Source organism: Burkholderia sp. WP42, assembly GCF_000745665.1.
Taxonomy (GTDB): Bacteria; Pseudomonadota; Gammaproteobacteria; order Burkholderiales; family Burkholderiaceae; genus Burkholderia; species Burkholderia vietnamiensis.
The window spans coordinates 1-12450 of the sequence record NZ_KN050725.1 but is presented as its reverse complement, the minus strand read 5'-3'; the positions used below and the strand labels follow the sequence as shown (position 1 = coordinate 12450).

11 protein-coding genes and 1 pseudogene are annotated in these 12450 nt (G+C 64.4%); 2 read left to right on the top strand and 10 right to left on the bottom strand.

Going from position 1 to position 12450, the window contains the following annotated elements:
• Positions 1-16: 16 nt before the first annotated feature.
• The 7 genes from EX20_RS26510 to cyoA all read right to left on the bottom strand — a co-directional run bounded on the left by EX20_RS26510 (position 17) and on the right by cyoA (position 7855).
• Positions 17-1060 (bottom strand): microcin C ABC transporter permease YejB, encoded by a 1044-nt coding sequence (locus EX20_RS26510; protein ID WP_011885185.1) that lies wholly within the window; start codon positions 1058-1060, stop codon positions 17-19.
• Positions 1061-1112: 52 nt separating this feature from the next.
• Positions 1113-2996, bottom strand: coding sequence for an extracellular solute-binding protein (locus tag EX20_RS26505; RefSeq protein WP_034195298.1), 1884 nt, complete (start codon positions 2994-2996; stop codon positions 1113-1115).
• 334 nt (positions 2997-3330) lie between these two features.
• The gene (locus tag EX20_RS26500; RefSeq protein ID WP_034195297.1) at positions 3331-3690 is read right to left on the bottom strand and encodes a hypothetical protein; all 360 of its coding nucleotides are present in this window, start codon (positions 3688-3690) and stop codon (positions 3331-3333) included.
• 329 nt (positions 3691-4019) lie between these two features.
• Complete coding sequence (cyoD, locus tag EX20_RS26495) at positions 4020-4352, bottom strand: cytochrome o ubiquinol oxidase subunit IV (RefSeq protein WP_011885188.1); 333 nt, start codon at positions 4350-4352, stop codon at positions 4020-4022.
• Positions 4353-4961, bottom strand: coding sequence for a cytochrome o ubiquinol oxidase subunit III (gene cyoC / locus EX20_RS26490; protein WP_011885189.1), 609 nt, complete (start codon positions 4959-4961; stop codon positions 4353-4355).
• Complete coding sequence (cyoB, locus tag EX20_RS26485) at positions 4961-6964, bottom strand: cytochrome o ubiquinol oxidase subunit I (protein ID WP_011885190.1); 2004 nt, start codon at positions 6962-6964, stop codon at positions 4961-4963. The genes cyoC and cyoB overlap by 1 nt, the downstream gene beginning before the upstream one ends.
• 3 nt (positions 6965-6967) lie before the next feature.
• On the bottom strand, positions 6968-7855 hold the full coding sequence (cyoA, locus tag EX20_RS26480; protein WP_034195296.1) for a ubiquinol oxidase subunit II: 888 nt from the start codon (positions 7853-7855) through the stop codon (positions 6968-6970).
• A gap of 34 nt (positions 7856-7889) precedes the next feature.
• On the opposite strand from cyoA, the gene EX20_RS31450 reads away from it, so the two are divergent.
• Positions 7890-8099 (top strand): hypothetical protein, encoded by a 210-nt coding sequence (locus EX20_RS31450; protein WP_081060006.1) that lies wholly within the window; start codon positions 7890-7892, stop codon positions 8097-8099.
• Positions 8100-8130: 31 nt separating this feature from the next.
• Here EX20_RS31450 and EX20_RS26470 read toward each other — a convergent pair whose 3' ends face one another.
• Positions 8131-9660, bottom strand: a complete 1530-nt coding sequence (locus tag EX20_RS26470; protein WP_034195294.1) for a complex I subunit 4 family protein — start codon at positions 9658-9660, stop codon at positions 8131-8133.
• Between the two features lie 426 nt (positions 9661-10086).
• Entirely contained in the window at positions 10087-11460 is a 1374-nt protein-coding gene (locus tag EX20_RS26465; RefSeq protein ID WP_034195293.1) for a glycosyltransferase family protein, read from the bottom strand.
• 299 nt (positions 11461-11759) lie between these two features.
• On the opposite strand from EX20_RS26465, the pseudogene EX20_RS31445 reads away from it, so the two are divergent.
• Positions 11760-12056, top strand: a pseudogene (locus EX20_RS31445) (integrase core domain-containing protein); the annotation flags it as partial.
• A 61-nt stretch (positions 12057-12117) separates the two neighbouring features.
• Here the strand turns inward: EX20_RS31445 and EX20_RS26460 are convergent.
• The coding region (locus EX20_RS26460; protein WP_034193563.1) for an IS30 family transposase at positions 12118-12450 on the bottom strand (333 nt) is incomplete at its 5' end.

Below are 12450 nucleotides of genomic sequence, written 5' to 3'. Positions count from 1 at the left end.
AACGGACGGTTTCATGTCAGCGCTCCAGGTTTTCGAATTGAATGCGCGGGTCGACCCACACGTAGCAGAGGTCGGAGACGAGCTTGGTCGCGAGCCCGATCAGCGTGAACAGGTACAGCGTGCCGAGCACGACCGGATAGTCGCGCCGCACGACCGATTCGTACGACAGCAGCCCGAGGCCGTCGAGCGAGAACAGCGTCTCGATCAGCAGGCTGCCGGTGAAGAACGCGCCGATGAAGGCGGCCGGAAAGCCGACGATCAGCGGCAGCATCGCGTTGCGGAACACGTGCTTCCACAGCACCGTGCGCTCGGTGAGCCCCTTCGCGCGCGCCGTGAGCACGTACTGCTTGCGGATCTCGTCGAGGAACGCGTTCTTCGTGAGCATCGTGATGACCGCGAAGCTGCCGACGACCGATGCGGTGATCGGCAGCGCGATGTGCCACAGATAGTCGAGCACCTTGCCGAGCAGCGACAGCTGCGAGAAGTTGTCCGACGTGAGGCCGCGCAGCGGAAACAGCTGCCAGAACGAGCCGCCGCCGAACAGCACGAGCAGCAGCACGCCGAGCACGAAGCCGGGAATCGCATAGCCGACCAGCACGACGAGGCTCGTCGCGACGTCGAACGGCGAGCCGTTGCGCACGGCCTTCGCGATGCCGAGCGGCACCGAGATCAGATACGTGAGGAAGAAGGTCCACAGCCCGATGCTGATCGATACCGGCAGCTTCTGCACGATCAGCGACCAGACGCTCTGGTGGCGGAAGTAGCTGTCGCCGAGATCGAAGCGCGCGAAGCGCTTGAGCATCAGCCAGTAGCGTTCGAGCGGCGGCTTGTCGAAGCCGTACAGCGCCTTGAGCTGCGCGAGCTGCTGCGCGTCGACGCCGGTATGCGCGCGCATGCCGAACGGCACCGCACCCTCGCCCGTGGCGCCCTTGCGCAATTCCTGCACGGCCTGTTCGACCGGGCCGCCCGGCACGAACTGGATCACGGCGAAGGTGAGCGTGAGCACGCCGACGAGCGTCGGAATCATCAGCAGCAGACGTTTGAGGATGTAGCTCCACATAGGGCGGCGACTCGTGATCGATAGGCTGGGTTGAACGAACGGCAGGCAGGCTTCAGTGGTCGGGCTTCGCCCACCACGTCGACACGACCCAGCCCTCGGCGGAATAGTACAGCGGCAGCGTCTGCGGGTAGCCGAGCGAGCGCTTGTACGCGATGCGGTGGGTGGTGCTGTACCACTGCGGCACCGCGTAATAGCCGTGCATCAGCACGCGGTCGAGCGCGTGAGTCGCGTCGAGCAGCTCGTCGCGCGTCTGCGCGGTGCCGAGCGCATGCAGCAATGCGTCGACGGCCGGCGACTTCAGCCCGATCAGGTTGTCGGAGCCCGGTTCGTCGGCGAACTTGCTCGCGTAGCGCGAATACTGTTCGGCGCCCGGCACCTGCACGCCGGGCAGGCGCACCGTCGTCATGTCGTAATCGAACGCGTCGAGCCGCTTTTGCAGCAGCGCGTAGTCGGCCGTGCGAAAGCGTGCGTCGATGCCGAGCTTCGCGAGGTTGCGCTGATACGCGGTCACGATGCCTTCCATCGCGGCACCCGAATCGTCGAGGATCTCGAACCTGAACGGCTCGCCCCGCGCATTGCGCAGCGCGCCGTCGCGATAGGTCCAGCCGGCTTGCGCGAGGAGCGTGCGCGCCTTCAGCAGATTCGCGCGCAGCGAACCGGGCGGATTCGTGCTCGGCTGCGTGACCATCGGGCCGAACACGGCCGGGTCGAGCTGCGCGCGCAGCGGCTCGAGCAGCTTCAGCTCGCCCGCGCCCGGCGTGCCGGTCGCCTGCAGGTCGGTGTCGGCGAAATAGCTGTCGAGCCGCGTGTAGGCGCCGTAGAACAACTGGCGGTTCAGCCATTCGAAGTCGAACGCGAGGTCGAGCGCCTCACGCACGCGCACGTCGCGAAACAGCGGCCGGCGCAAGTTCATGAAGAAGCCCTGCATCCCCGCGCCGTTGTGCTGGCGGAATTCGCGCTTGACGAGCTCGCCGCTGTCGAAGCGCTTGCCGACGTCGCGGCGCGCCCAGTTGCGTGCGATGTATTCGACGAGCACGTCGTACTCGCCGGCCTTGAAGGCCTCCAGCCGCGCGACGCCGTCGCCGTACAGCTTGTAGACGATGTGCTCGAAGTTGTCGGTGCCGACCCGCACCGGCAGGTCGGCGCCCCAGTACGCGGGATTGCGCCGGTACGTGATCGTGCGGCCGTTGTCGTAGCGCTCGATCAGATACGGGCCGCTGCCGATCGGCTGCTCGAACGCGAGCTGGTCGAACGGGATGCGCGAACCGTCGGCGCGCAAGCCCCACTTGCGGGAGAACACCGGCACGCCGCCGGCGATCAGCGGCAACTCGCGATTCGCGCTGCGAAACTCGAAGCGCACGGTCGCGCGATCGACCACGACCGCCTTCGTGATCTCGGCGAAATACGCGGCGAATTGCGGCGCGGCCTGCTTGCTCTTCAGCGTGTCGAACGAGAACTTGACGTCGTCGGCGGTGACCGCATCGCCGTTCGAGAAGCGCGCGCGCGGGTTCAGGTGGAACGTGACCGAGCGGCGATCGGCGGCGATGTCGATGTCGTCGGCGAGCAGCCCGTACGCGGACGACGGCTCGTCCATGCTGCCGGTCGCGAGGCTTTCGAACAGCATGTCGATGCCGGGCGCCGAGTTGCCGCGCATCGTGAACGGATTGAACTTGTCGAACGAGGTCAGCCGGTTCGGGTTCGCGAGCACGAGCGTGCCGCCCTTCGGCGCGTCGGCGTTCACATAGTCGAAGTGCTTGAAGCCCGGCGGATATTTCGGCTCGCCATACTGTGCGATCGCATAGGCGGCGTGCGCGGCCGTCGCGGCCAGCACCGCCTGTATTGCCCATACGGCCGCGCTGCGGCCGGCCGTGCGCAGCACGTGCGCGACGCCGCAGCGGATGGACGCGGCGGCAGCGTGGCGCGAACCCTTCGTCATAGAGGCCCTGTCGGTCGATTGAGGGATGGAACGGGGTCGATTCTACCCATTCAAGTCGACATCGAGCCAGATGGCGGCCTGCGTGCGGCGTGGCGACGCTTGGCTGGAACTGCGCGCACGTCCGCACGGGCAAAGAAAAACCGCCCGTGGGCGGGTGTGCCGATGGGCGGTTCGTCGGGTGGGCGGGCGTGTCGTTGGAGCGCTTGGGGCGCTCGGCCGCGCGGCCGTTGGGAGCGCGACGTTCGGGTGCTTGGGTGCCCGGCCAGTCGGTGCTCCGGTGCTCGGACGCCCGACCTGCTCGCGCCGCTCGAGCGACTCGGCGCACCTCAACCAATCACCGCCAGCCGTTGTGGCGCCCGTTGTCCCAGTGCCCATGCCCGCGATCCCAGCCGCGGCCATGATGGCGATACCACTCGTCGCGGCCCCAGTAGCGGCGGCCATCCCAGTAACGGTCGCCATGCCAGCCGATCACGATGGCCGGCGCGGGCGCATAAACAGGCGCCGGTGCGTAGACCGGTGCCGGCTGGTAGACGACCGGCGGCGGAGGAGGCGGCGCGTACACCGGCGCCGGAGCGACGTAGACCGGCGCCGGCACGCCGACGTTGATACCGACGTTGACTCCCGCCATTGCTGCGCCCGACACGAGCAAGGCCGTCATACCGGTCAAGAGCGAGGCAACACGCAAAGTCTTCATGGATCCTCTTCGAGTCGTGTGATGTGTGATTCGACTATAGCGACAAGCCGCCTCACCGCATATTTCCACTTTGTAAGAACTGATTCGCGGCATCGCAGCCGCACATGCGAGCTAACGTCTCGTAACAATTGACGCCAGTATTTGCGCCGGCCGGCTGGCCCGCATACGCGAGCCCCTACTCCCCGGCGGGCCTGGACAACGCGAAGCGCCGCCTCGCCGCCGAGTTCCGCGCGAACTGCACGCGCCGAATGAAAAAAGGCGGCACTCGCGTGCCGCCCTTCCTTACATGAGATGCGCGCCGCAGCAGATCCGCTGCGGCGCGCCGTCGCTCAACGCGACATCATGTTCATGCTGACGTTGTGCATCACCCACAACGTGCCGACGATCAGGATCGCCGCGGTCAGCACCGTATAGCTGAACGCCATCACGTTCCAGCGCTGGCCCGACGAGCCGTTCATGTGCAGGAAGTACACGAGGTGCACGACGATCTGCACGAACGCGAGCGCGGCCAGCGCGATCAGCGACGCATGCGGCGACAGCACGCCGCCCAACACGAGGCCGAACGACGCGGCCGTCAGCAGCACCGACAGGATGAAACCGGCGAAATAGCCGCCAACGCTGCCGTGCCCTTCTTCCATTTGAGACGAATGCGAATGAGCCATTTAGATCACGCTCGCGAGATAGACAAAGGAAAACACGCAGATCCAGACGATGTCCAGGAAGTGCCAGAAGAGGCTCAGGCACGTCAGGCGCCGCAGATCGCGATCGGTCAGATCGCCGCCGCGCAGCACGATCTGTCCGGCCAGCACGATCATCCACAACAGGCCGGCGGTTACGTGCAGCCCGTGCGTGCCGACCAGCGTGAAGAACGCCGACAGGAACGCGCTACGCTGCGGGCCCGCGCCGTCCGCGATCAGGTGCGAGAACTCGCGCAGCTCCATCGCGAGAAACGCGGCGCCGAGCACGAACGTGACCGCGAGCCACCCGAGCAGCGCACCGCGCCGCTGCTTGTAGCCGGCCAGCATCGCGAAGCCGTACGTGATGCTCGACAGCAGCAGCGCGGCGGTTTCCACCGCGACGCCCGGGATGTCGAACAGGTCCTTCGCGGTCGGACCGCCCGCGGTCTGGTTGCCCAGCACCGCGAAGGTCGCGAACAGCGCCGCGAAGATAACGCAGTCCGTCATCAGGTACAGCCAGAAGCCGAACACCGAGTGCGACGGCGGATGGTCGTCGTGCTCGAGCAAGGTTGCGCTCAAGGTTTTCTGCAGCATCAGTTGGCCTCCAGTTCCACGTCGACACGCGTCGACACGCGCGCCGCCGGTTGCTTCTCTTCGATCTTGCGCACCTTCGATGCCGGGATGTAGTAGCCGTCGTTATTGCGCGAGCTGTAGATCACCAGCGTCGCGACGATCCCGATCAGCCCGCCGATCGCCATCCACCAGATGTGCCACACCAGCGCGAAACCGAGCACCAGGCTGAAGATCGCGATCACCAGGCCCGCGCAGGTATTCGACGGCATGTGGATGTCGCGGATCGCTGCCGGGTTCGGCCGGGCGTCGCCGCGCGCCTTCATGTCGGCATACGCGTCGAGCGTGCGCACCTGCGGAAGCACCGCGAAGTTGTAGTCGGCCGGCGGCGACGAGGTCGCCCATTCCAGCGTACGGCCGCCCCACGGGTCGCCCGTCGTGTCGCGATAGGCCGGCAGGTTGCGGTTGCGGATACTGACGACGAGCTGCAGCAGCTGGCACGCGATGCCGATCGCGATCAGCACGGCGCCGAACGCGGCGACCAGCAGCCACGGATGCCATGCCGGGTTGTCGTAGTGGTTCAGACGACGCGTCATGCCCATGAAGCCGAGCACGTACAGCGGCACGAACGCGACGTAGAAGCCGATCTGCCAGAACCAGAACGCCGCCTTGCCGAGCTTCTCGTTCAGCTTGAAGCCGAACGCCTTCGGGAACCAGTAGTTGAAGCCAGCGAGATAGCCGAACACCACGCCGCCGATGATCACGTTATGGAAGTGCGCGATCAGGAACAGGCTGTTGTGCAGCACGAAGTCGGCGCCCGGGATCGCCATCATCACACCGGTCATCCCGCCGAGCGTGAACGTCACCATGAAGCCGATCGTCCACAGCACCGGCGTCGTGAATTCGATCCGGCCGCGATACATCGTGAACAGCCAGTTGAACACCTTCACGCCGGTCGGGATCGCGATGATCATCGTCATGATCCCGAAGAACGCGTTCACGTTCGCACCGGAACCCATCGTGAAGAAGTGATGCAGCCACACGAGGAACGACAGCACCATGATCGCGCACGACGCGTAGACCATCGTCTTGTAGCCGAACAGCGGCTTCTTCGAGAACGTCGCGATGACTTCCGAGAAGATGCCGAACGCGGGCAGGATCAGGATGTACACCTCCGGATGGCCCCACGCCCAGATCAGGTTCAGGTACAGCATCGCGTTGCCGCCGGCTTCGTTCGTGAAGAAGTGCATGCCGAGGTAACGGTCGAGGCCGAGCAGCGCGAGCGTCGCGGTCAGGATCGGGAACGACGCCATGATCAGCACGTTGGTGCAGAGCGCCGTCCACGTGAACACCGGCATCTTCATCAGCGACATGCCCGGTGCGCGCATCTTCAGGATCGTCACGAAGAAGTTCACGCCGGTCAGCAGCGTGCCGACGCCCGAGATCTGCAGCGCCCACAGGTAGTAGTCGACCCCTACCCCCGGACTGAACTGCAGCTCCGACAACGGCGGATACGCGAGCCAGCCCGTCTGCGCGAATTCGCCGATCACGAGCGACACGTTGATCAGGATCGCGCTGACCGCCGTCATCCAGAACGACAGCGAGTTGATGAACGGGAACGCGACGTCGCGCGCGCCGATCTGCAGCGGCACGATCAGGTTCATCAGACCGACCATGAACACCATCGCCATGAAGAAGATCATGATCACGCCGTGGGCGGTGAAGACCTGGTCATAGTGATGCGGCGGCAGGTAGCCGGGCGAGTTGTACGCGAGCGCGAGCTGCAGACGCATCATGATCGCGTCGGCGAAGCCGCGCAGCAGCATGATCAGCGCGACGATGATGTACATCACGCCGAGTCGCTTGTGGTCGACCGTCGTCAACCATTCCGTCCACAGCCACTTCCAGCGGCCGGTGATCGTGAGGCCGGCGAGAATGCCCAGCACGACGAGCCCCATGAAGCCGCCGGCTCCCATGATGATGGGCTGATCGAACGGGATCGCCGATAGTGTGAGTTTGCCGAACATGCGTTACCCCTTCGTGCCGCAGGCGGCGTCCTTCAGGTCGAGGACGTGGCCATCGTTGTATTTCGCGATGATGTTGTGGAACAGCTTCGGATCGACCGACGAGAAGTAGCGCACCGGCGCCTTCTCGCTCGGCTGCGCGACCGTGCCGTACACGGTGGCGTCGAGCCGGTCGGGCGAAGCCTTCACCTTCTGCACCCACGCGTCGAACTGCTCGCGCGGCTCGGCGAGCGTGCGGAACTTCATGTCGGAGAAGCCGCGGCCGCTGAAGTTGGCCGACGTGCCCGCGTAGTCGCCGGCTTCGTCGGCGATCAGATGCAGGCGCGTCTGCATGCCGGCCATCGCGTACACCTGGCCGCCGAGCTGCGGGATGAAGAACGAATTCATCACCGAGTCCGACGTGATGCGGAAGTTCACCGGCGTGCCGACCGGAATCGCCAGCTGGTTCACCGACGCGATGCCGAGCTCCGGATAGATGAACAGCCACTTCCAGTCGAGCGCGACGACTTCGACGTCGATCGGCTTGACCGCCGATTCGAGCGGCTTGTACGGGTCGAGTTCGTGCGTGGTGTTCCACGTGAGCACGCCGAGGAACAGGATGATCAGCGTCGGGACCGTCCAGATCACGACTTCGATCGCGGTCGAGTGCGACCAGTGCGGCGCATAGGTCGCGTTGCGGTTCGACGCGCGATAACGCCACGCGAAGTACAGCGTGAGCAGGATCACCGGCACGACGACGATCAGCATCGCCCATGTCGACGTCGCGATCAGCGCCTTTTCGGCAGCGCCGACGCTTCCTTTCGGATTAAGTACGTCAAAATTACAGCCTGACAGGCTCAGTGCCGCGCCGATTGACATCAGCGCCGCCCAGCCTCTTGAAGCTCTTCTTTTCATCACACAGCCCGAGAGTCATTGAAACCGTTTGCGTATGCCCGATGCGCATTCGATCCACGAAAGTGGCCGCATCATACGTCGCCCGGACGCAAGCAAAAACCTTGATGTACGACAAATCATCATTGCAAAATCCGATGTGAGACACATTGTCGCGGGGCAATTTCACGCAGCCGGCCGCGCGCCGGAAGCCGGCGCGACAAGCGCCGCGCCACTGGATGTGCGCGCAACCATCGCATTCGTCTGACGAGGCGGCCGCTGCGCGCGGCCTCCTCCGGTCAGCCGTGCGCGGCGGCCATGTAGGCGGGTCGTGCCGGCGCGGCGTCGTCGCCGGCAGGCAGCTTCGAATGGCTCGCGTCTTCGATCAGCCGCCCGACCGTCGGGTCGATCGCGTCGGTAAACGGCTTCGGATCGACGCCGACCATCAGCACGATCAGCGCGAGCGACGCGAACAGCACGACCTCGCGCCGGCCGAGGTCGGCGAGCTTCGCGATGCGCGGGCTCGCGACCTTGCCGAAGATCACGCGCTTGACCATCCACAGCGTGTACGACGCGCTGAGGATCAGCGTCAGCGCCGCGATCGCGCCGATCCAGAAGTTCATGCGGATCGCGCCCATGATGACCATGAACTCGCCGACGAAGCCCGAGGTGCCCGGCAGGCCGATGTTCGCCATCGCGAACAGCATCGAGAAGGTCGCGAAGCGCGGCATCACGCCGGCCACGCCGCCGTACGCGGCGATCTCGCGCTGCTTCGTGCGATCGACCAGCACGCTCACGCACAGCAGCATCGCGCCCGCGACGAAGCCGTACGACACCAGCTGCACGATCGCGCCTTCGACGCCGATGCGGTTGAACAGGAACAGCCCGAGCGTGACGATGCCCATGTGCGCGACCGTCGAATACGCGAGCAGCTTGCCGAGATCGGTCTGCGCCAGCGCGATCAGGCTTGCGTAGACGATCGCGAACAGCGACAGCGCGATCACGGCCGGCGCGAAGAAGTGGCTCGCGTCCGGCGTGATCGGCAGCGCGAAGCGCAGGAAGCCGTAGCCGCCGAGCTTGAGCATCGCGAGCATCAGCGCGGCGCCGGTCGGGCCGTCCTTGTAGACGTCGCTCAGCCACGTGTGAACCGGCCACATCGGCACCTTGACCGCGAACGCGGCGAAGAAGCCGAGGAACACGAGCAGCTGCGGCGTGAAGCCGAGCTGCAGCGTGCGCCATGCGTTCATGTCGAACGTATGCGACTTCGCTGACAGGTACAGCATCGCCATCAGCAGCAACAGCGAACCGGCGAACGACATGAAGAAGAACTTCACCGCGGCGTAGACGCGACGCTCGCCGCCCCACGTGCCGATCAGCAGATACAGCGGGATCAGCGTCGCTTCGAAGAAGATGAAGAACAGCAGCCCGTCCTGCGCGACGAACACGCCGACCATCAGCCCGGAGAGGATCAGGAACGACGCGTAATACTGCGCGACGCGCACCGTGACGGACTCCCACGAGGCGATCACGACGACGGGCGTCGTGAACGCCGTCAACACGACGAGCCACAGCGACGCACCGTCGATGCCCACGCGCCAGCCGGCGTGGAAAGCGGCCAGCCAGTCGCGCGATTCGGTGAACTGCATCGCGGCCGAATGCGCGTCGAAACCGGCGACGAGCGGCACGACCGCGGCCAGGCCGGCAAGCGCGCCGACGAGCGCGATCACTCTGATGCGATGTACGCGATCGTCGGAACCGGCGCGCAGCAAACACGCGCCGAACAGGATCGGAGCCCAGATCGCCAGGCTCAGAAAGGGGAACTCATGCATGTCAACAGGCCCTGGGTGGGTCGCGCGCTGCATCGGGAACAGACGCGACGAAGGAACGAAATCAAATCGACAGATAGATTTCGTGGATCGACAATGTTGGCAAAATGTAAAGCGGAATCAGAACAAAGATTGATGCCGCTCAAGCGCTATCGGGTTAACCAGCATAAGGCGATTAATTATTTTTTGCAGCGCAACAGAACATGAAATTCCGTTCGCCCGATAGACCGCTGATTTTTATGCGTAATTTTTCGTATTGAACGGGCACCTGGCGTGCCGGAGGGCGCGCGCCGTCGCATTTTTTTCCGGAAGCATGCTGCTGTGCATGCAACGACGAGCCGCAGCGCGCGAGGTCGGAGCGCCGCTCGATCCTTACAGGCACCCTTTCGTTTTGGCTTCAACGCGCGGCATCGGCGGCCGCGCGTCGTGTCAGCGCTCGCGGCTCAGCCGGTCCCACACTTGCATCGACACCGCGCGATAGTGATTGTGCTGCGCGGGGAAATGGACGAAGCGGCTGTCGCGCGTCGCATAGACCGGCGACGAGGCGAGCGACGTCGCATCGACGATGTAGCGCGCATCGATCATGCCGGCCGCCAGCAGTTCAACGTAGATCGCCTGCTGGTCGCCGCCGCTCGCGTATACCGACGAGCGGTCGTCGAAGCTCTCGATGCGGGCGCATATGCGGCCGACCAGTTCATGCATCGGCGCGACGTTGCGCACGCCGATCATGCAGGAGTTGATCGCCCAGGCCGTGTGATCGGTGCCGATCACGAAATCGCGGCCGTCGATCACGCCGTCGACCGGCTGACGCTGGTCGATCGCGAGGATGTCGGCATCGACCCAGAACACGAAGTCGTGCTGCGGCAGGTGTTCGCGAATCAGATGCAGCTTGGCCCAGTTCGCGTCGACGCCGGGCGGCAGGAACGACGGCGGCTCGCGATAGGCGTGGTACGCGTAGCCGTGTCGCGTGCAATAGCGAACGAAGTTCTCTTCGTGCAGATCGCCGTAGCCGGCGATGTGCGACGTATGCAGGCTCACGAATGCAATGCGCGCCTGCGGATTCAGATGCCGCACCGGCTCGCGCGTGCGCTGTTGCGCGGCGCGCCAGTCGGCCATCGCGTGCGGCTGTTCGCCGTGCAGCACGCGCGCCGCATCGTCGACGAGCGCGAGCACGTAGCGGAAGTCGTAGTCGGGCGTCGGCGCCCATACGCCGTCGATCTGCCGCCATTCGGGCGCCTGATGCGCGACGAGCGGACGCGCGCTCACGACCACGTCGATTGCATGGCCGTCGCGCCACACGGTCTGGGCCGATGCGTAATGGCGGTTCGACAGCGGCTGATCGAACGGCAACGGCGGGAAGTGTTCGGCGAGCAGCGTCGCTTCGCATTCGTTCTGCCGCTCGGGCAGATGCATCGCCCACTTGCCGAGTTCGACCGTAAGACGCCGCAAGCGCTCGCGAACGTCGGGGACGTTGCGGAAGATCATGCCGCTGGGCGCGGGTAATGGCGACGTCGGCGTCTGGGTGGTGACGATCGCGTCGTAGCCGTCGGCGATCTCCGGCAGTGCGTGCCGGGCCAGTACGACGGAGAATGGGTCGAGCACGAGAAGCAATGCCTGCGGCTCCATCGCCGCGAGCTGCGCGATGATCGCGTGGTACTTGTGAAGCACTTGTTGACGCTCGCCGTAGATGTGCGCGCTGTCGACGACCGCGTGGCGGTAGCCGTGGCTGTGCGCATAATCGGCGTGGTTGGCGACGAGCCCGTCGACGGGGCGATGCGAAAGAAGCGTGAGGACGGAATGCATGCGGGGCGGGACTCCGGCTGAGGGGCGCGAGGCTATATCGCTATTTAGCGCGGGAGCTTGGGGGAAGTCGAGGGGGATTGAGGGGTGCGACGGTATAAAGGTGACAACCGAAGGAAAAAGCCCCGCAAGTCCGAGAACTTGCGGGGCTTTGTCAACGCTTGTGGCGGAGACGGAGGGAAGCTTTTCCCACGGGAGGTATCCGGAATTCCGTGTGTGTGAGATTCAAACTCCAATGTTGAATCGTTCCGGGTAAAGCAGCGCGAACTGGGTCATGAAGACTGCTGCTTTGCATCGTGCGCCCAGGCTATATCAAGGCAGACAATCGCAGCGAATTCATTTCGTAGACACTCGACCAATGGGCGTACCAGAATGGCGCGGAAATAGACGTCTCTCGTCCCGACAAGTCGACCGACAGTGCGAAGAATGAACCCCTCAATAGACGCTGTCGCGAAGAATGCCTCAACGCACCTTGGTTCTTGTCGCTGGGCGACGCCAGACGCCAAATCAACGTCTGGCGCGAGTACTATAACAAGGCGCGCCCTCACTCTGCGCTGCAGTGGATAACGCTGGCGGAATTCGCCTGCCGACCGCCCTGAAGAGCTGATATTTTCCAACTAAGACGATTGGGCTAGCCTCATCGGTGGGCGGTCTCAAGAATCAAGTGCAACGTTTAGCCAACCCGGTGGCAGCCAATTCCATCGCCATGGCCTCTTCGGGGGTTTTCCAGTTGAGGGTTTGACGAGGGCGTCCGTTCATCAGCTTGGCAATATCGTTCAACTGCATCTGGGTCACGCCTGACAGGTCCATTCCTTTGGGTAGAAACTGGCGCAGCAGGCCGTTGGTATTTTCGTTGCTGCCTCGTTGCCAAGGCGCGTAGGGATCCGCGAACCAGATATCCAGATTCAATCGTTCAGCCAGCTCGACATGACAGGTCATTTCCGATCCGCGATCGTAGGTCAGGCTTTCCCGCAGAAAGGCCGGCAGCTTCTT

Coding starts and splice junctions, on each gene's coding strand:
- cyoD (WP_011885188.1), bottom strand. CDS start 4,352: ATGGCTCATTCGCATTCGTCTCAAATGGAAGAAGGGCACGGCAGCGTT.
- EX20_RS26510 (WP_011885185.1), bottom strand. CDS start 1,060: ATGTGGAGCTACATCCTCAAACGTCTGCTGCTGATGATTCCGACGCTC.
- EX20_RS26500 (WP_034195297.1), bottom strand. CDS start 3,690: ATGAAGACTTTGCGTGTTGCCTCGCTCTTGACCGGTATGACGGCCTTG.
- EX20_RS26505 (WP_034195298.1), bottom strand. CDS start 2,996: ATGACGAAGGGTTCGCGCCACGCTGCCGCCGCGTCCATCCGCTGCGGC.
- cyoA (WP_034195296.1), bottom strand. CDS start 7,855: ATGAAAAGAAGAGCTTCAAGAGGCTGGGCGGCGCTGATGTCAATCGGC.
- EX20_RS26470 (WP_034195294.1), bottom strand. CDS start 9,660: ATGCATGAGTTCCCCTTTCTGAGCCTGGCGATCTGGGCTCCGATCCTG.
- EX20_RS31450 (WP_081060006.1), top strand. CDS start 7,890: ATGCCCGATGCGCATTCGATCCACGAAAGTGGCCGCATCATACGTCGC.
- EX20_RS26465 (WP_034195293.1), bottom strand. CDS start 11,460: ATGCATTCCGTCCTCACGCTTCTTTCGCATCGCCCCGTCGACGGGCTC.
- cyoC (WP_011885189.1), bottom strand. CDS start 4,961: ATGCTGCAGAAAACCTTGAGCGCAACCTTGCTCGAGCACGACGACCAT.
- cyoB (WP_011885190.1), bottom strand. CDS start 6,964: ATGTTCGGCAAACTCACACTATCGGCGATCCCGTTCGATCAGCCCATC.